The organism is Pseudoduganella rhizocola (genome assembly GCF_045984285.3).
Classification (GTDB): domain Bacteria; phylum Pseudomonadota; class Gammaproteobacteria; order Burkholderiales; family Burkholderiaceae_D; genus Rugamonas.
In genome coordinates, this window is sequence record NZ_JBJQIK030000008.1 from 22848 (window position 1) to 40170 (window position 17323).

19 protein-coding genes are annotated in these 17323 nt (G+C 63.3%); 6 read left to right on the forward strand and 13 right to left on the reverse strand.

From position 1 onward, the window contains the following. The first annotated feature begins 138 nt into the window (after nt 1-138). Nucleotides 139-789, forward strand: coding sequence for an exopolysaccharide biosynthesis protein (locus ACJRPG_RS17460; RefSeq protein WP_408001373.1), 651 nt, complete (start codon nt 139-141; stop codon nt 787-789). A gap of 4 nt (nt 790-793) precedes the next feature. Here the strand turns inward: ACJRPG_RS17460 and ACJRPG_RS17465 are convergent, their stop codons facing one another. The 9 genes from ACJRPG_RS17465 to ACJRPG_RS17505 all read right to left on the reverse strand — a co-directional run bounded on the left by ACJRPG_RS17465 (nt 794) and on the right by ACJRPG_RS17505 (nt 8923). Beyond that, nucleotides 794-1438 carry a methyl-accepting chemotaxis protein gene (locus ACJRPG_RS17465; RefSeq protein WP_408001374.1) on the reverse strand — a complete coding sequence of 215 codons (645 nt, stop codon included), beginning with the start codon at nt 1436-1438 and terminating at the stop codon, nt 794-796. After that, complete coding sequence (locus ACJRPG_RS17470) at nt 1439-2242, reverse strand: ABC transporter ATP-binding protein (RefSeq protein ID WP_408001375.1); 804 nt, start codon at nt 2240-2242, stop codon at nt 1439-1441. A gap of 11 nt (nt 2243-2253) precedes the next feature. Next, nucleotides 2254-3138, reverse strand: a complete 885-nt coding sequence (gene ntrB, locus ACJRPG_RS17475; RefSeq protein ID WP_408001376.1) for a nitrate ABC transporter permease — start codon at nt 3136-3138, stop codon at nt 2254-2256. Nucleotides 3139-3162: 24 nt separating this feature from the next. Then, nucleotides 3163-4335 (reverse strand): CmpA/NrtA family ABC transporter substrate-binding protein, encoded by a 1173-nt coding sequence (locus tag ACJRPG_RS17480; RefSeq protein ID WP_408001377.1) that lies wholly within the window; start codon nt 4333-4335, stop codon nt 3163-3165. 310 nt (nt 4336-4645) lie between these two features. Then, on the reverse strand, nt 4646-5269 hold the full coding sequence (locus ACJRPG_RS17485; protein ID WP_408001378.1) for an ANTAR domain-containing response regulator: 624 nt from the start codon (nt 5267-5269) through the stop codon (nt 4646-4648). A gap of 62 nt (nt 5270-5331) precedes the next feature. Continuing rightward, nucleotides 5332-6204 (reverse strand): ABC transporter permease, encoded by an 873-nt coding sequence (locus ACJRPG_RS17490; RefSeq protein ID WP_408001379.1) that lies wholly within the window; start codon nt 6202-6204, stop codon nt 5332-5334. Then, a complete protein-coding gene (locus ACJRPG_RS17495) occupies nt 6201-7037 on the reverse strand; it encodes an ABC transporter ATP-binding protein (RefSeq protein WP_408001380.1) in 837 nt (278 codons plus the stop codon). The genes ACJRPG_RS17490 and ACJRPG_RS17495 overlap by 4 nt, the downstream gene beginning before the upstream one ends. A 2-nt stretch (nt 7038-7039) precedes the next feature. Beyond that, nucleotides 7040-8032 carry an ABC transporter substrate-binding protein gene (locus tag ACJRPG_RS17500; RefSeq protein ID WP_408001381.1) on the reverse strand — a complete coding sequence of 331 codons (993 nt, stop codon included), beginning with the start codon at nt 8030-8032 and terminating at the stop codon, nt 7040-7042. A gap of 12 nt (nt 8033-8044) precedes the next feature. Then, nucleotides 8045-8923: a TauD/TfdA dioxygenase family protein gene (locus tag ACJRPG_RS17505; protein WP_408001382.1), complete on the reverse strand. Its 879-nt coding sequence runs from the start codon at nt 8921-8923 to the stop codon at nt 8045-8047. A 106-nt stretch (nt 8924-9029) separates the two neighbouring features. On the opposite strand from ACJRPG_RS17505, the gene ACJRPG_RS17510 reads away from it, so the two are divergent. Continuing rightward, the gene (locus ACJRPG_RS17510; protein WP_408001383.1) at nt 9030-9650 is read left to right on the forward strand and encodes a DUF2238 domain-containing protein; all 621 of its coding nucleotides are present in this window, start codon (nt 9030-9032) and stop codon (nt 9648-9650) included. Here ACJRPG_RS17510 and ACJRPG_RS17515 read toward each other — a convergent pair. Continuing rightward, entirely contained in the window at nt 9637-11067 is a 1431-nt protein-coding gene (locus ACJRPG_RS17515; protein WP_408001384.1) for a UdgX family uracil-DNA binding protein, read from the reverse strand. The genes ACJRPG_RS17510 and ACJRPG_RS17515 overlap by 14 nt on opposite strands. Beyond that, the gene (locus ACJRPG_RS17520; protein ID WP_408001385.1) at nt 11064-12293 is read right to left on the reverse strand and encodes a putative DNA modification/repair radical SAM protein; all 1230 of its coding nucleotides are present in this window, start codon (nt 12291-12293) and stop codon (nt 11064-11066) included. The genes ACJRPG_RS17515 and ACJRPG_RS17520 overlap by 4 nt, the downstream gene beginning before the upstream one ends. Before the next feature lie 120 nt (nt 12294-12413). On the opposite strand from ACJRPG_RS17520, the gene xth reads away from it, so the two are divergent. The 4 genes from xth to ACJRPG_RS17540 all read left to right on the forward strand — a co-directional run bounded on the left by xth (nt 12414) and on the right by ACJRPG_RS17540 (nt 15416). Further along, entirely contained in the window at nt 12414-13190 is a 777-nt protein-coding gene (gene xth, locus ACJRPG_RS17525; protein ID WP_408001386.1) for an exodeoxyribonuclease III, read from the forward strand. Between the two features lie 111 nt (nt 13191-13301). Next, nucleotides 13302-13715 (forward strand): hypothetical protein, encoded by a 414-nt coding sequence (locus ACJRPG_RS17530; protein WP_408001387.1) that lies wholly within the window; start codon nt 13302-13304, stop codon nt 13713-13715. A 4-nt stretch (nt 13716-13719) separates the two neighbouring features. Then, the gene (locus ACJRPG_RS17535; protein WP_408001388.1) at nt 13720-14049 is read left to right on the forward strand and encodes a DMT family transporter; all 330 of its coding nucleotides are present in this window, start codon (nt 13720-13722) and stop codon (nt 14047-14049) included. Between the two features lie 107 nt (nt 14050-14156). Continuing rightward, the gene (locus ACJRPG_RS17540; RefSeq protein WP_408001389.1) at nt 14157-15416 is read left to right on the forward strand and encodes a dipeptidase; all 1260 of its coding nucleotides are present in this window, start codon (nt 14157-14159) and stop codon (nt 15414-15416) included. Here the strand turns inward: ACJRPG_RS17540 and can are convergent. After that, nucleotides 15401-16057, reverse strand: a complete 657-nt coding sequence (gene can, locus ACJRPG_RS17545; RefSeq protein WP_408001390.1) for a carbonate dehydratase — start codon at nt 16055-16057, stop codon at nt 15401-15403. The two genes, ACJRPG_RS17540 and can, sit on opposite strands and share 16 nt — an antisense overlap. 85 nt (nt 16058-16142) lie before the next feature. Next, nucleotides 16143-17264, reverse strand: coding sequence for a molecular chaperone DnaJ (gene dnaJ, locus ACJRPG_RS17550; protein WP_408001391.1), 1122 nt, complete (start codon nt 17262-17264; stop codon nt 16143-16145). Between the last annotated feature and the right edge of the window lie 59 nt (nt 17265-17323).

The window sequence follows — 17323 nt, forward strand, 5'->3', positions numbered from 1 at the left end:
CAGCCCTGTCACAGAGGGAGCGAGCCGGTGGCGCAGGCCCGGGATGCCATACCGCGGTGCGGCACCGCACGAGAATGGTGCGGAAATTCTTAAGTTCCGCCTAAATCGTGCGGCGGTCCGGCCCACTTATACTGGCGCGTGATCGAACCACCCGAGACGACGCTCATGCATGGCCAACCCATATCCCAGACAATCCGCAGCCTGGTGCGCTCCTTGCCGCCCACCGGCATCACGCTTGGGGAGCTGATACACCGTGTGGGCAGCGACGGCCTGCTGCTGCTGACTGCATTGCTCACACTTGTTTTCCTAATCCCGGTGTCGATACCCGGCGTGAGCACAGTGTTCGGCGCTGCCATCCTGCTCATCGGGGTTAGCCGTGTGCTGGGGCGCGAGCTATGGATCCCCTCCCGCATCAAGCACAGGACGATCCGTACCGGCAAATTGCGCCCTGTTTTACGCAAGGCGCTGCCCTGGCTGCAGAAGATCGAGCGGGTGAGCCGGCCGAACCGCATCCGCTGGCTGGTGGCGGACGGGGTGGTGGAGCGCATGAACAACGCGTCCCTGGTCCTGGGTGCGGTGCTGCTGATGATGCCCTTCGGGATGATCCCGTTCAGTAATACCTTCCCCGCCATCGCGCTGCTGTTCCTGGCAATCGGGCTACTGCAGCGCGACGGGGTCTGTGTGCTGCTGGGCTATATCGGCAACGCCGCCACCATCGCCTATTTCGCTATTCTCGTCACGGGCGGCGGCCTCGCGGTACGCGAAGTGTTCGGCCGCCTGGCCGCGTGAGCGCTCAAACCGATGAGCTGAGGGCGGCGCTCACCATGTCGTCGATTTCTGTGGTGATGTTCGACAGCACGCCGGCCACCACGGCGAACTCGCGTCCCGCATAGCCTGCACGGGCGGCCACGATGCGCGCATTGAAGGCCACCATGCGCGCCTGCTTGGCAATCGCCTCGATATCGGTGATGACGCCGCGCAGCTGCTTCTTCATCAGCGTTGCGTGCAGCTTGGCCTGCTCCTCGTAGATGCCGGTGATCTGGTGCAGGATGGCCAGCGTCGGCGTGGTGACGCTTACCAGCTCGGCCAGTTCCGATTCCGCCGCCGCCCTGCCCTGCTCGATGGCATCCAGCGTGCGTTCCGCCAGCTCGATGAAATGCACGATCTGGCGGTCGCCCTGCAGCTTGCCGAAATAGGCTTCCTGCAGCTCGGCGCAGAACACGCCGGGCAGGCCGTCCGCATCGCTCAGCAGCGCGGCGTGCGCGTTGCGGAACAGGGCGAGCGCTTCACGCGCGGTGGCGATGGCATCGCCCTGGCCCCGCGAAGCCAGCACCGCATACAGCACCAGCCTTTGCGACGTGAAACGGCGACGGCCTGAAAGGTTGATCAGGGCGCTGAAGGTCTCGCCTGCTATCGGCTTGCCGGTATGGTTCACCATCTACGCTGCTTCCTTTGCGGGGTGGGCTTGTTTGCGGTACAGGAATTCGAGCACCGCGCTGCGGTAGGCGATGTAGCGCGCATCCTGCGCCAGGGCCACGCGGTCGCGCGGGCGCTCCAGCTGCACGTCCACGATTTCGCCGATGGTGGCGGCGGGGCCGTTGGTCAGCATCACGATGCGGTCGGACAGCAGCACCGCTTCGTCCACGTCGTGCGTCACCATCACCACCGTGGACTGCGTGGCAGCGACGATTTTCAGGAGCTCGTCCTGCAGGTGGGCGCGCGTCAACGCATCCAGCGCGCCGAAGGGTTCGTCCATCAGCAGCACTTTCGGCTCCATCGCCAGCGCGCGCGCAATGCCGACACGCTGCTTCATGCCTCCCGATATTTCGTGCGGGCGCTTGCCCTCGGCAGCGGTGAGGCCGACCAGCGCCAGCGCATTCATCGTGCGCTCGCGCAGCTGGACGCGGGTTTCGGTGCGGCCGAAGACGCGCTCCACGCCGAGGTGGATGTTCTCGGCGCAAGTCAGCCACGGCAGCAGCGAGTGGTTCTGGAACACCACCGAGCGTTCCGGCGATGGCCCGGCGATTTCGCGGTTGGCGCACAGCAGCGTACCTTCGGTGGGCTTGAGCAAACCGGCGATGAGGTTCAGCAGCGTGGACTTGCCGCAGCCGGAATGCCCGATCAGCGTGACGAATTCACCCTTGCCCACCTTGAGGTCGATGCCGTGCAGCGCGTGGAACACGCCCTTCTTCGTGTGGAAGACCATTTCCACGCCTGCGATATCGATAAACTTTGCGCTCATGATGCTCTCCCTCAGTTCTGCACTTGTTCATAGCTGAATGCGCGGGCCAGCGCCATGAGCAGCTGTTCCAGCAGCAGGCCGACCACGCCGATGGCGACAATCGCGATCAGGATGTGCGGCACGTTCAGGTTATTCCACTCGTCCCACAGCCAGAAGCCGATGCCCACGCCGCCGGTCAGCATTTCCGCCGCCACGATCACCAGCCATGCGGTGCCGATCGAGAGACGCACGCCGGTGAGGATGTAAGGCAGCGCGGACGGCAGCAGGATCTTGGTCATCACCTTCCACTCGGAGAGGTTCAGCACACGGGCCACGTTCATATAGTCCTGCGGCACGCGCTGCACGCCGACGGCCGTATTGATGATCATCGGCCAGATCGAGCAGATGAAGATGGACCAGATGGCGGCCGGGTTGGCGGACTTGAATACGAGCAGCCCGATGGGCAGCCAGGCCAGCGGCGACACGGGCTTGAGCAGGCTGATGATCGGACCGAACATCGCACCGAAGAACTGCACGCGGCCGATCAGGAAGCCCAGCGGGATGCCGACCAGCGCCGCCATGCCGAAGCCGATCCCCACGCGCTGCAGCGATGCCAGCACGTTCCAGCCTATGCCCTGGTCGTTCGGGCTATTGCGGTAGAAGGGGTCGGAGAACATTTTCACCGCCTCTTCAAACGTCACCATCGGCGAGGGGAAGGTGCCGTTCCCCACCGAGATGAGATGCCATACCAGCACCACCAGTGCAATGCCGAGCAGCGGCGGCACTACCAGCATGAAGGCTGCGGAGGCGGGCCGGCGCATGCGGGGCACGAGCGGCGTGGACTTGCGTGCGGCCGGTGGCACAGGCGCCGCTGCCAACGGCGGTTCCAGGCTTTCAGGTTTCAACATTGCAGTCATGACGGCTCCTTTCATCGGCCCGCATCAGGCCTTGATCTTGAACGAGGCGGCAAAGGCTTTCGGGTTCTTGCCGTCCCAAACCGAACCGTCCATGAGCTTCGATGTACGCATCGGGCTTTTCGGCACCGGTGTCTTGCTCATCGTTGCGGCTTCCTTGTACAGCGCGATCTGGTTCACGGACTGCGCCACGGCCAGATAGTCCGGATCTTCCTTCAGCAGGCCCCAGCGGCGGTGCTGCGTCATGAACCACATGCCGTCGGACAGATAAGGGAAGTTGACCGCGCCGTCGTTATAGAACTTCATGTAGTTCGGGTCGTCCCAGGTTTTACCCAGGCCGTTCTGGTAGCGGCCCATGATGCGCTGGTCGATCGCGTCCTTGCTGGTGTTGACGTAGGACTTGTCGGCAATGACCTCGGCCATCTTGTTCTTGTTGATCAGCGAGGAATCGATCCATTTGCCTGCCTCCAGGATGGCGGCCATCATGGCGCGGCAGGTGTTGGGATACTTCGTTGCGAAATCCTTCGTGCAGCCCAGCACCTTCTCCGGATGGTCGCGCCAGATATCCTGAGTGGTGGTGGCGGTGATGCCCACACCGTCCATGATGGCGCGGTGGCCCCACGGCTCGCCCACGCAGAAGCCGTCCATATTCCCCACCCGCATATTCGCCACCATCTGCGGCGGCGGCACGGTGATGACCTTTGCGTCCTTGAGCGGATTGATGCCGTTGGCCGCCAGCCAGTAGTACAGCCACATGGCGTGGGTGCCGGTCGGGAAGGTCTGTGCGAAGGTGTATTCGCGCTTGTCGGTCTGCATCAGCTTTGCCAGCGATGCGCCATCGACCGCGCCCTTGTCCGCCAGCTTCTTCGACAGCGTGATGGCCTGGCCGTTGTTATTGAGGCTCATGAGCACCGCCATGTCCTTCTTCTGGCCGCCCACGCCCATCTGCACGCCATACAGCAGGCCATACAGCACATGGGCTGCATCCAGGTCGCCATTCGACAGCTTGTCGCGCACGCCGGCCCAGGAGGCCTCCTTGCTCAGCACGAACTTCACGCCGTACTTCTTGTCCAGGCCCAGCACCGACGCCATCACCACCGACGCGCAGTCGGTCAGCGGAATGAAGCCGATCTTGATTTCTTCCCTCTCCGGTTTATCCGATCCTGCTGCCCATACACCCTGCGTCGACAATCCCAGCATGCTTCCTCCCGCTACAAGTCCAGCGCCATGCAGAATCTTCCTGCGCGTGGTATCGACGTGCTCTTTGCTTTCCATGGCATTCCCCGTTTGACCGGCAAAAAAAAAGCCTACCTCCACGGAATATTCCGCGTTTGGTAGACGTCGTTGTCTGTGCACCCTACCGCCGTTGGCACGATGCATCAGTACCTGTTAGCAATCACCGTGCCAATCGCGGTTTCACAGGGAAAAGGGAGAGCGGAACAACTGACAGCGCAACGCGGTGGCGCACAAAACGCACTCTGCTTGTGCGCTGCATCATTTTGGAACCGGATCAGCCCAGCAGGTCTTCCACGTCGAGAATGCGCTGCGCCACTTCGGATAGCTTGAGGTTTTTGCTCATTGCCATGCCGCGCAGTTTCTGGAAAGCCTGTTCCTCGCTGACGCCCTGGCGCTGCATCAGCAGGCCCTTGGCGCGCTCGATGACCTTGCGCTCCGCCAGCTTGCTCTTGGTGTCGGACAGCTCGTCCAGCAGCTTCTGCTCGCGCCGGAAGCGGGCCAGGGCCACATTCAGCACGGGCTTGATGCGCTCGCTCTTCAGGCCCGCCACGATATAGGCGGAAACGCCCGCCGCCACGGCAGCTTCCATGCTTTCGGTATCGTCGCTCTCGGTGAACATGACGATGGGGCGGCGTTCGTCGCGGGTGGCGATCACAATGTGCTCCAGCACGTCGCGCGCATCCGATTCCGCATCCACGATGATCATGTCGGGCTGCAGCTGGGCGATGCGCTCAGGCAGATACATATCGGAAGGCAGCGAAGCCACGATATCGAAGCCCGCCTCCAGCAGGCCGATACGCAGAATGCGCGCCCGTTCGGTCTGGGCGCGCAGGGATTCGTCATCCTCGGCATCGGCGGGGATGGTCGGATTGACAACAACAATGCGCAGCTTACGCATAGTCTGGGGCAAAAAAACAGGTCATGCCCCATATGCAAGCAAGAATCGCACCAGAAACAACTTTATTTTGTCATGCCCCAGCGCCGCACGGTCGTTCGTTCCAGCACGCTGAAGACCACATTGTCCACCAGCAGGCCAACCAGGATGACGGCGGCCAGGCCCGCGAACACCTTGTCTGTATACAGTTCATTCCGGTTCTGGAAGATATACCAGCCCAGGCCGCCCTTGCCGGACGATGCACCGAACACGAGCTCCGCGGCGATCAGGGTGCGCCAGGCGAAGGCCCAGCCGATCTTCAGGCCGGCCACGATGGAGGGCAGCGCCGCCGGAATCAGAATCTGCAATACGAAGCGCAGCCCACGCAAGCCGTAGTTGCGGCCTGCCATGCGCAGGGTTTCGGGCACCGACTGGAATCCCGCGTAGGCGCCCAGCGCCAGCGGCCACAGGACCGCATGCACGATCACGAAGACCAGGCTGGCCTTGCCAAGACCGAACCACAGCATGGCCAGCGGCAGCAGTGCAATGGCTGGCAAGGGATTCAGCATGGCCACCAGCGTTTCCAGCAGGTCGCGGCCAATGCGGGTGGAGACGGCCAGCGTGGTGAGCACGAAGGCGGCAGCGATGCCTGCAGCATAGCCCTGCACCAGCACGGCGAGCGACAGGCCGACTTTTTCGATCAGCTCACCACTGGCGATGCCGTCCATGAAGGCGCGCGCCGTTTGCCGGAAGCCGGGCAGCATCAGGTCGTTATTGGTCCAGCGGGCGGCGAGCTCCCACACCAGCGCCAGCACTGCAAGCAGCAGCGACTTGCGCAAGGCGCCGTGCTGCCACAGGCGCTCGGCCAGCGGCAAGGGACGGTGGGCGACGGCGCCGGCCTGCGTGGACGCGGCGTATTCGAATTCCTGGCGGATCGGGGGCTCCAGCGTGAGGCTCACAGGGCAATCCTTTCCTGCTCTTCCGGCGCGGCACGCTCGTCGCCGCCGAACAGCAGCCCGTGAATCCGCTGCGCGGCGGCCTGGAATTCCGCGCTGCCGCCGCTGTGCAGGCCGAACTGGTGGCTGTTGATCTCCGCACGCACACGGCCCGGATGGGGCGACAGCAGCAGGATGCGGTTACCCAGCACCAGCGCCTCCTCGATCGAATGGGTGACGAAGAGCAGCGTAAAGCGGGTTTCTTCCCACAGCAGGCCGAGTTCCTCCTGCATGGTGCGGCGGGTGAGTGCGTCCAGCGCTGCGAAGGGTTCATCCATCAGCAGGATTTCCGGCTGCATGGCGAGTGCGCGGGCGATGGCCACGCGCTGCTTCATGCCGCCGGAGAGCGTGTGCGGATAGGCGTCGGCAAAGCGCGACAGGCCGACCTTGCCGATCCAGTGCGCGGCGCGCTCGGCGGCTTCCTTGCGCTTCAGGCGTTTCGATGCCAGCAGGGGGAACATCACATTCTGGCGCACCGTCTTCCAGGGCGGCAGCTGGTCGAATTCCTGGAACACGGCCACGCGGTCCGGCCCCGGCTCGGCAACACGCGCGCCGTTGACGGTAATGCTGCCGGCAGTGGGCGCCAGGAAGCCACCGGCGGCCTTCAGCAGGGAAGATTTGCCGCATCCGGATGGACCGAGCAGGACAAAGCGGTCGCCCTGGTAGACGTCGAAGCTCACGCTGTCCGTGGCGCGCACGGTGCGGGCGCCGCTGCGGTATTCCAGCGTTACGTCCTGCGCGCGCAACAGCGGTTCGACAGCGGCGGGCGGACGCACCACCTGGAAGGGCTGGGCCATGGTCAGCTTCCTCCGTTCACTACCGGGTCGTCAAAGAAGTAGTCCTTCCAGCTTTCCGGCTTGTTCTTGATTGCGCCCACGCGGTGCATGAACTGGGCGAGGCCGAGGGTATTCTGCGGGTAGGTCTTGAACTGCGAATCGGGATTCCTGAAGATCTTCACGAGCAGGGCGCGGTCCACCTTGCTCTTGTTCACACGCAGGTAGATATCGGCTGCGCCTTCCGGATTCTTCGAGGCATAGTCCGCCGCTTCCGCCAGCGCACTCACGAAGGCGCGGTAGGTTTTGGGGTTCTCCTTGCGGTACTTCTCCGTCGCATACAGCACGGTGGAGGAAGAAGGGCCGCCCTGCACGTCATAGGAACTGAGGACCACGCGCGCATTCGGGTTCTGCGCCAGCTCCTGTTCCTGGAAAGGCGGTGTGGCAAAGTGGCCCGTGATTTCGGTGCCGCCCGCGATGATGGCCTTCACCGCGTCCGGGTGCGGCAGCGTTTGCGTGTATTTGTCGAGGCGATTGAATTCCTTGTCGCCCCATTGTTTTGCCACCGCCATCTGCAGCACGCGCGCCTGCACGGACACAGTCACGGCGGGCAGCGCAATCTTGTCTTTCTCCGTGAAGTCGGCGATGGACTTCACTTTGGGGTTATTGCTGATCAGGTAATAGGGAAAGCTGCCCAGCGAAGCCACGCCGCGGACATTCTGGCGGTCCCTGGTGCGGTCCCAGATCGTCAGCAGCGGGCCGACACCGGCGCCTGCGATATCGATGGCGCCGGACAGCAGCGCGTCATTGATCGCTGCGCCGCCGGATAGCTGGGTCCATTCCACTTTCACATCGATGCCCTGCTGCCTGCCGTGCTTTTCGATCAGCTTCTGTTCCTGCGCGATGTTCAGCAGCAGATAGGTCACGCCATACTGTTCGGCGATGCGGATGCTGCCTTCCGCCTGCGCCGCTCCCGCGGCCGCAAGCGCCAGCGCGGCGATGATGGTCTTGTACTTCATGCGTTCTCCTGATCAGAAAGGGACATCGCCCTCGATGGTGGTGCGATAGAGCTTGCGGCGCTGGTCCGGCGGACAGCCGGCGGCCAGGTGCATCAGCGAACGGTTATCCCAGAACACGAGGTCGCCGGGCTGCCACTGGTGGCGGTATATGTGTTCGGGGCGCACGCTGTGCGCAAACAGCTCATCGAGCAGCGCGCGGCTTTCGTCTGCCGGCACACCAACGATCTTCGTGGTGAAGTGTTCGCTGACGAAGAGTGCGGGACGGCCCGTTTCCGGATGCGTGCGCACCACGGGATGGGTGACAGGCTTCACTTCGTCGATCTGCTGCTGCGTGAGGTTCGGGCGGAATGGGCTGCGGCGCTGCAGCTCCGCGTACTGGGCGAGGTAGCTGTGTTCCGCGTACTTCCCCCTGATGGCGCTGCGCAGCGCGGATGGCAGCGTATCGTAGGCCAGGTGCATATTGGCGAATAGCGTATCGCCGCCTTCGGCAGGAAGTTCCTGCGCATGCAGCATGGAGCCGAGACTGGGCGTTTCCTTGTACGAAAGGTCGGAATGCCAGAAATGGCCAGCATCGCCAAGGCCGGTGGGTTTTCCGTCCTCGATGATATTCGAGATGACGAGTACCTCCGGATGGCCTTCGAGCTGGAAGTTGCGCAGCACATGAATCTGCAGCTTGCCGAACAGGCGGCTGAAATCGATCTGCTGCTGCGGGGTGATGTGCTGGTCGCGGAACACCAGCACATGGTGCTTGAGGTGGGCATCGTGCACGCGCAGGAAGGCGCGGTTGCAGACAGGCTGGGACAAATCCAGCCCCAGCACCTCTGCGCCAAGCGGCGCATCGAAGGGGCGAATGGCGAACGGTGCGGAGACCTCGGAAAGAATGGCGTTCATGACTGGAACCGATGGCAGATCGAAAAGCCAGTCTAGGCCCGTCCCCTTAGATACGGAACGAATTCATTTTGATATTAATATGCGGTTTTCGTTTGTTGGAGTACGCATGCAAGACCGGATCAAACCATTTCACCTGCTGCTGGCAGCCATCATGTTCGCCGTGCTGGCATGGTCGGGTACTGCGCCCTACGACCGGGCGACCTGGTGGATGGAGGTGGCGCCGGTGCTGATCGCCTTCCCCCTGCTGGCGGCAAGCTATCATCGCCTGCGGCTGACCGACCTGATGTATGTGCTGATCCTGCTGCACGCCATCGTGCTGATGGTGGGTGGCGCTTATACGTATGCGCGCGTACCCTTCGGCTTCCAGCTACAGGACATGCTGGGCCTGGCGCGCAATCCCTACGACCGCATCGGCCACTTCTTCCAGGGTTTTGTCCCGGCGATGGTGGCGCGCGAGATCCTGCTGCGCGGCGCTTATGTGAAGGGGCTGCGCATGCTGGCCTTCCTGTGCCTCTGCGTGGTGATGGCGGTCAGTGCCTGCTATGAGCTGATCGAATGGGGCGCGGCCGTGGCGCTGGGCCAGGGCGCCGACGAATTCCTCGGCACCCAGGGCGACCAGTGGGATACGCAGTCGGACATGTTCATGGCCCTGATTGGCGGCGCCAGCGCCCTGCTCCTGCTGTCGCGCTGGCAGGACCGCCAGATCGCGCAGCTTACGCGGGCATAGCGTCCGGCGGGCCGCCTTCGGCCAGGCGCTGCGCGGTGCGCAAGGCCCCCACCATGGCTGCCAGCGCTTCCGCCCGCGCTTCCGGGCTGGGCACGCGCAACGCATAGGCCGGGTGATAGGTCGCCACCACCCAGCGGCCCTCATGCTGGAATGGCTCGCCCATATAGTCCTTGAGGCTCACGCTGCCGCTTTGCAGGATGGACTTGAGCGCCGTGCTGCCCAGCGCCACGATCACGTCCGGCGCGATGGTTTCCAGCTCCGTTTCGAGCCAGTAGTGGCAGGCCATCACTTCGCGCTGGCCGGGCGTCTTGTGCATGCGGCGCTTGCCGCGCGGCTCCCATTTGAAGTGCTTCACCGCGTTGGTGATGTAGACCTTGCGGCGGTCCATGCCGGCCTGGTCCATCGCCTTGTCCAGCAACTCCCCGGCCGGGCCGACGAAAGGCTTGCCGGCCAGGTCTTCCTGGTCGCCCGGCTGCTCGCCCAGCAGCATCACCTTGGCGCGCCGCGCACCCTGTCCGCCCACGGCCTGGGTGGCGTTCTGCCACAGGTCGCAACGGCGGCATTCATCGAGCGTGCTGGGTTGCTGGCGTTCCGGCTGCGCGTCTTCCGCCGCAATCGGGATCGTGGCGCCCTTGCGCTTGCCCACCGTATCAAGCTGGCCCACCTTGCGCGCGCCTGCCGCGGCCTGCGACACCATCTGCGGCACCACGGCGGCTTCCGGCAGGTTTTTCCAGAAGCGCGAGCGGATATGGCCGTGCATGATGTCCGCATTCAGGCGGGCGGGATTGAAGATGCTGCGGTAGTAGGTGAGCCAGAGCTTTTCGCCCGCATCGTCGATATCGGCGGCGCTGCGCATCAGCGGTCCGGTGCTGTGCATGGTGGCGCCGTCCCACAGCACCGAGGCTTCGGGCGTGGCGATCATCCAGCTGATGCGGCCCATGCGTTGCGCAAAATGCTGGGCCACTTGCGGCAGCACATCGTGTGCAGGCTCGAACCAGGCCACGAAACGCGGCGCGCCTTCGGCTTCGGGCCGTTCACGGAAGCGCAGGTAGGCATGCATATCGTGGATTTCGTGGTGCACGGCTTTCACCATCTGCTGCAGGCGTCCGCCATCTTCATCGGCCATCGAAAGAATCTCCTGTTCGCCATGGTGCCAGCGCCACAGCACGCGGTACAGGAAGGCCCAGCGGTCGCCAGCGCGGTAGCAGGCGGCGCTCTCCAGCATGTCCATCAGCCTGCGCGGAACGCGGGGCGCGGCAGCTGGCTGGGCCAGCGGCAATTCGTCCGCGGCTCCGCTCAGCAGGTCGCCGCCTTCCTCTGAAATCCATTGTACGGATTCAGGCGGCACGCGGCGCACGATCAGGCTGCGCGCTGCAGCGCGCCACTCGTCGAAGGAACGGACGAGCACCGCGCTCATGCGGCCTGCAGCTCGGGCCACAAGGGCATCTGTTCCGGCACGTCAGCCATGGCGCGGCGCAGCGTTTCGGATGGCGTAGTATCGCGCGCCGGCGAATAGTCGGCCGTGACGATGAAGGGTGCGATTTTCTTCATGCTGCAGCGCATGCGCGACAGATCCGCATAGCGTACTTGCCGCATGCGGCGCAGCTCCACAATGCGAGCGGCATTGCGCAGGCCGATGCCGGGCACGCGCGCAATCATGCTTACATCGGCGCGGTTCAGGTCCATCGGGAAGTGCTCGCGGTGCGCCAGCGCCCAGGCCAGCTTGGGGTCGATATCCAGCGCGAGGTTGCCCGATGCAGGCAGCAGCTCCCTGACCTGGAAGCCGTAACTGCGCAGCAGGAAGTCTGCCTGGTACAGGCGGTGCTCGCGCAGCATGGGTGGCGGCGCCAGCGGCACGCTTTTCGGGCTTTGCGGAATGGGGCTGAAGGCCGAGTAGTACACGCGCTTCAGCTTGTAGCTGCCATACAGCGTTTCGGCCGTGCTGAGGATGCGCTGGTCGTCGCTGGCATCCGCGCCCACGATCATCTGCGTGCTCTGGCCAGCAGGCGCGAAGGCAGGCGCTTTCGGTTCCGCCTCCTTCTCGTCCAGCTTCAGGCGGATATTGCCCATCGCGAGCTTGATGGTGTGCACGCTCTTTTCCGGCGCCAGGCGCTCGATGCTGTTCTGCGTTGGCAGTTCGATGTTCACGCTCAGGCGGTCGGCATAGCGGCCGGCCGCATCGATCAGGGCCGGGTCGGCATCCGGAATCGTCTTGAGGTGAATGTAGCCGCGGAACTGGTGCACTTCGCGCAGCTCGCGTGCGATGGCGACCAGCTGTTCCATCGTGTAGTCAGCCGACTGAATGATGCCGGAGCTGAGGAAGAGGCCATCGATGTAATTGCGCAGGTAGAAATCGATGGTGAGCTTCACTACTTCCTGCACCGTGAAGCGGGCGCGCGGCACGTTGGAGGTGCGGCGGTTCACGCAGTACTGGCAATCGTAGATGCAGAAATTGGTGAGCAGGATCTTCAGCAGCGAAACGCAGCGGCCGTCCGGCGTGTAGCTGTGGCAGATGCCCATGCCGGTGCTGGCGCCCAGGCCATCCTTGCCTTCCGACGAGCGTTTCGGTGCGCCGCTGCTGGCGCAGGAAGCATCGTACTTGGCGGCATCCGCCAGTATTTCCAGCTTGTCGATTGTCTCCATTGCTGCACGCGATACTGTATGAATACACAGTATATCGTAATTTGTCCACGACAGGCAGCCGTGCAGCAAACGTGTCGCGCTCAGGGCACAATAGCGAAAACTTCAACATAGCGAGACCCCATGCTGATCGCCACCTTCAACGTCAACGGCATTTCCAGCCGCCTGCCCGCACTTCTCCAATGGCTGGAAGAAAAACAGCCCGACGTGGCCTGCCTGCAGGAGCTGAAAGCGCCGCAGGAGAAATTCCCCGAGCAGGCCATCCGCGACGCCGGCTATTACCCGATCTGGCACGGCCAGAAAAGCTGGAACGGCGTGGCGATACTGGCGCGCGGCGTGGAACCGCAGGAAGTGGGACGCGGCCTGGCGGGCGATCCGGAAGACCTGCAGAGCCGCTATATCGAGGCGGTGGTGAACGGTGTGGTGGTTTGCTGCCTGTACCTGCCGAACGGGAATCCGGCGCCCGGTCCCAAGTTCGACTACAAGCTCAAATGGTTCGAACGCCTGATCCTGCGCGGCCAGGAGCTGATTGCCAGCGGCGCGCCGGTGGTGATGGCGGGCGACTACAACGTGATGCCCACCGAGCTCGATGTGTACAAGCCGGAACGCTGGGTGGACGACGCCCTGTTCCGCCCGGAGACGCGCGAAGCCTTCCACCGCCTGGTGGCCCAAGGCTGGACCGATGCGCTGCGCACCATGCATCCGGGCGAGAAGATTTACACCTTCTGGGACTACTTCCGCAACGCCTACGGCCGCGATGCCGGGCTGCGCATCGACCATCTGCTGCTCAGCCCAGCCATTGCGCCGAAGCTCCGGGCCGCCGGCGTCGACCGCGATGTGCGCGGCAGGGAGAAGCCAAGCGACCACGCGCCGACCTGGATCGAGCTCGATTGGCCTTGAGCCGCGCTTTCAAATATTTACACAATTTCCATCCCGCGCCGTCTGGTGAAAACGCCTGGTTCATTGCATACTCCCAAGCGCCGCGCATAAAGAATAATCAGGGATGGAAGCATGAAAGCTGAGTTGTGGGACATTCTCCAGAATGGCCGGGTCGAGTCCATTACAGGGAACGTACCGGGAACGATCTCTATCGAGATTTCGCTGTCCTACCTGCGGCAGCAGTTTCCCAACGACGGCAGCGGCTTCCGCGTGGACCTGTCGCACTGTTCCGCCTTCGAATACCGCGAGAACAAGGACTCGCCGCGCAGCGACTTCTACCCGATTGCCGCAGCCAGTCCTGAATCGGTGCGCGAGGAATACGCGCAGGAGCCGGTGACCATCAACTTCATCACCGGCACGCTGACCGCGTCCTACGCACAAGCGCATCTCTTCCTTGATTCGGGAGCGCTGGTTTCCTTCACGGAGCTCGCCGCCGCCAACCAGGCCTACTGGAACGAGTGGAAAGCGCGCACAAAACAGGACTGACTCAATGAACAAGTGGCTCATCCTCGGCATCGCCATTGTGGCCGAAACCATTGCAACTTCCGCACTCAAGTCGAGCGAGGGGTTTTCCAGATTCTGGCCTTCCGCCATCGTCGTTGCGGGCTACGGCATCGCCTTCTACTGCCTGTCGCTCACCTTGCGCGTGATTCCCATGGGCGTGACCTACGCCGTCTGGTCGGGCATCGGCATCGCCCTCATCACCCTGGTCGGATGGCTCGTCTACGGCCAGAAACTGGACGCGCCGGCACTGATCGGCATTGCCCTCATCATCGCCGGCGTCATCATCATGAACGTGTTTTCCAAGGCAGGGCATTAAGCGCCGCGGCCATACGATTGGTTATGGATGCATCAGCAAAAGGAATGCAGACCGGAAATTCAGGCGGGATACAATGATTGCGTCTTTAACCTCCAAAAAAGATACCCATGGCCTTCCGCACCGCACTGCTCTCGTCCCTTCTCGCCACCCTGTTCGCCCTTCCCGCCCACGCCGGATCGCCCTCGCTGCAGCGCGCTGACAAGCTGCTGGCGTCCACGCCGCTGATCGATGGGCACAATGACCTGCCCTACATTATCGCCAGCTACGGCAAGCCGCCGTACGATATCGACGCGTATGACCTGAACCACACGATGCCGCATGAGACGGATATCGCGCGCATGCACAAGGGCCACCTGAGCGGCCAGTTCTGGGCGGTGTATGTGCCCGGCGAGCTGAAGTCGGGCTGGGCGAAGGTGGGACTGGAGCAGCTTGAGCTCACGCGCCGCATGATTGCGAAATATCCGAAGGCGCTGCAGCCTGCGTATTCCGCCGACGACATCGAGCGCGCCTTCAAGCAGAAGCGCGTGGCCTCGCTGATCGGCCTCGAAGGCGGCCATATGATCGAGAACAGCCTGGGCGCCCTGCGGGCCTACTACATGCTCGGCGCGCGCTACCTTACGCTGACCCACAACGTGACGCTGGACTGGGCCGATGCGGCAATGGATGCGCCTAAGCACAAGGGCCTGACGCCCTTCGGCAAGGAAGTGGTGCGCGAGATGAACCGCCTCGGCATGCTGGTGGACCTGAGCCACGTGAGCGCTGACGTGATGCGCGATGCCATCGCCACCTCGGAAGCGCCGGTGATTTTCTCGCACTCGTCGGCACGCGCGCTGACCGACCATCCGCGCAATGTGCCGGATGACGTGCTGGCCAGTGTGCCAAAGAACGGCGGCATCGTCATGGTGACCTATGTGCCGTCATTCGTATCAACCGAAACCATGAAGTGGGTGGAAGGCCTGCAGGCTGCAGCAAAGGCGGCCGGCAGCGACAAGGCAGCCGTCCAGGCAGCGCAGGAAGAATATGTGCGCGTGCACGGCAAGGCGCCGAAGGCGACAGTAAAGCAGGTGGCCGACCATATCGACCATGTGGCGAAGATTGCGGGCAAGGACCATGTAGGCCTTGCCGCGGACTACGGCGGCGCCCCGATGCCGGCGGGCCTGGAGGATGTGTCGATGTATCCGACCCTGTTTGCGGAACTGATGGACCGCGGCTGGAGCGATGCCGACCTGAAAAAACTGGCCGGCACCAACCTGATCCGCGTGTTCCGCGAGGCGGAGAAGCAGGCGGCGCGTCTGCAAAAGACGCGCGCGCCTTCAATCGCAACGATCGAGCAGCTGGACGGTAAAAAGACTCAGGCTGCCGAGTAAGTTTCGAGGCGGCGCGACAGCACCGGCTGCAATTCCGCAGCCGAGCTGACGTTCATGTTCAGGTCCTGCAGCTGGCCGTCGCGCAGGCCATACACCCAGCCATGCACCGTGAGCTGCTGGCCGCGGTCCCAGGCGTCCTGCACGATGGTGGTCGAGCACACGTTCACCACCTGCTCCACCACATTCAGCTCGCACAGCTTCTCGCTGCGCACGCGCTCGTCCAGCACCGAGCCGAGATAGCGTTCGTGCTTCTGGCTCACGTCCTGCACGTGGCGCAGCCAGTTGTCGACCAGGCCCACACGGGTATTGGTGAGCGCGGCGTGCACGCCCTTGCAGCCGTAATGGCCCACGATCATCACGTGCTTGATCTTCAGCACCTCAATCGCGAACTGCAGCACGGAGAGGCAGTTCAGGTCCGAGTGCACCACCACGTTGGCGATGTTACGGTGCACGAAGACTTCGCCCGGCGGCAGGCCAAGCAGTTCGTTTGCTGGAACGCGGCTGTCGGAACAGCCGATCCACAGGTAATCCGGCGACGCCTGCTGCGCAAGGCGGTTGAAGTAATCCGGATCTTTCTGGGTCATCGATGCGGCCCAGCGCTTGTTGTTGTCGAGGAGGTGCTGCAGTTTGGTATCGCTCATGTTGCTCCCGTCATACGTGGCGAGGCCGCCGGTCTGCATTTCCGCAGAGCGGCGGCCGATTGAAATCAGGCGGTAGTTTACCTGATTACTCGAAGAAGTCCTTCACCTTATCCATCCAGGTCTTGGACTGCGGGCTGTGCTTGGAACCGCCTTCCACGGTGGAGCGGTCGAATTCGCGCAGCAGTTCTTTTTGCTTGTCGGTCAGCTTGACCGGCGTTTCAACGGCCACGTGGCAGAACAGGTCGCCCGGATAGCCGGAGCGCACGCCCTTGATGCCCTTGCCTTTCAGGCGGAAGGTCTTGCCTGACTGGGTGCCTTCCGGCACCGTGAAGGACACCTTGCCGGACAGCGTGGGCACCTCGATCTCGCCGCCCAGGGCTGCCTTGGCGAAGGAGATCGGCATTTCGCAATGCAGGTCGTCGCCTTCGCGCTGGAATACCGCGTGCGGCTTGATGTGGATTTCCACGTACAGGTCGCCCGGCGGTCCGCCATTGGTGCCAGGCTCGCCGTTGCCGGACGAGCGGATGCGCATGCCGTTGTCGATACCGACCGGGATCTTCACTTCCAGCGTCTTGTTGCGCTTGATGCGGCCCTGGCCGGAGCACGATGGGCATGGTTCCGGAATGATCTTGCCGGTGCCGTGGCATTTCGGGCAGGTCTGCTGGATGCTGAAGAAGCCCTGCTGCATGCGCACCTGGCCATGGCCGCCGCAAGTGGAGCAAGTGACCGGCGAGGTGCCCGGCTTGGCGCCGGAACCGTGGCAGGTGTCGCACTTGTCCCAGGAAGGCACGCGGATCGTGGTGTCGAAACCGTTGGCCGCCTGTTCCAGCGTGATCTCCAGGTTGTAGCGCAGGTCGGCGCCGCGGTACACCTGCGGGCCGGAGCTGCGGCCACGGCCGCCGCCGAAGATATCGCCGAAGATGTCGCCGAACGCATCGCCGAAACCACCGGCGCCGAAGCCGCCGCCGCCGCCCATATTCGGGTCCACGCCGGCGTGACCATAGCGGTCATACGCTTCGCGCTTTTCCGGATTGGTGAGCATCTCGTAGGCCTCTTTGACCTCCTTGAACTTCTCTTCCGCCTCTTTGTTGTCCGGGTTGCGGTCCGGGTGGTATTTCATCGCGAGCTTGCGGTACGCCTTTTTCAGCTCGTCTTCCGACGAATTCTTGGCGACCCCAAGGATCTCGTAATAATCACGCTTTGCCATCTTGTGTGTCCGATTATGCGAAAAAGCCGAGCGAGCCCCGTGCAATACGGCCGCCCGCT

Coding starts and splice junctions, on each gene's coding strand:
- ACJRPG_RS17500 (WP_408001381.1), bottom strand. CDS start 8,032: ATGAAGTACAAGACCATCATCGCCGCGCTGGCGCTTGCGGCCGCGGGA.
- ACJRPG_RS17520 (WP_408001385.1), bottom strand. CDS start 12,293: ATGGAGACAATCGACAAGCTGGAAATACTGGCGGATGCCGCCAAGTAC.
- can (WP_408001390.1), bottom strand. CDS start 16,057: ATGAGCGATACCAAACTGCAGCACCTCCTCGACAACAACAAGCGCTGG.
- ACJRPG_RS17530 (WP_408001387.1), top strand. CDS start 13,302: ATGAAAGCTGAGTTGTGGGACATTCTCCAGAATGGCCGGGTCGAGTCC.
- ACJRPG_RS17480 (WP_408001377.1), bottom strand. CDS start 4,335: ATGCTGGGATTGTCGACGCAGGGTGTATGGGCAGCAGGATCGGATAAA.
- ACJRPG_RS17470 (WP_408001375.1), bottom strand. CDS start 2,242: ATGAGCGCAAAGTTTATCGATATCGCAGGCGTGGAAATGGTCTTCCAC.
- xth (WP_408001386.1), top strand. CDS start 12,414: ATGCTGATCGCCACCTTCAACGTCAACGGCATTTCCAGCCGCCTGCCC.
- ACJRPG_RS17515 (WP_408001384.1), bottom strand. CDS start 11,067: ATGAGCGCGGTGCTCGTCCGTTCCTTCGACGAGTGGCGCGCTGCAGCG.
- ntrB (WP_408001376.1), bottom strand. CDS start 3,138: ATGACTGCAATGTTGAAACCTGAAAGCCTGGAACCGCCGTTGGCAGCG.
- ACJRPG_RS17540 (WP_408001389.1), top strand. CDS start 14,157: ATGGCCTTCCGCACCGCACTGCTCTCGTCCCTTCTCGCCACCCTGTTC.
- ACJRPG_RS17485 (WP_408001378.1), bottom strand. CDS start 5,269: ATGCGTAAGCTGCGCATTGTTGTTGTCAATCCGACCATCCCCGCCGAT.
- ACJRPG_RS17465 (WP_408001374.1), bottom strand. CDS start 1,438: ATGGTGAACCATACCGGCAAGCCGATAGCAGGCGAGACCTTCAGCGCC.
- ACJRPG_RS17505 (WP_408001382.1), bottom strand. CDS start 8,923: ATGAACGCCATTCTTTCCGAGGTCTCCGCACCGTTCGCCATTCGCCCC.
- ACJRPG_RS17535 (WP_408001388.1), top strand. CDS start 13,720: ATGAACAAGTGGCTCATCCTCGGCATCGCCATTGTGGCCGAAACCATT.
- ACJRPG_RS17495 (WP_408001380.1), bottom strand. CDS start 7,037: ATGGCCCAGCCCTTCCAGGTGGTGCGTCCGCCCGCCGCTGTCGAACCG.
- dnaJ (WP_408001391.1), bottom strand. CDS start 17,264: ATGGCAAAGCGTGATTATTACGAGATCCTTGGGGTCGCCAAGAATTCG.
- ACJRPG_RS17510 (WP_408001383.1), top strand. CDS start 9,030: ATGCAAGACCGGATCAAACCATTTCACCTGCTGCTGGCAGCCATCATG.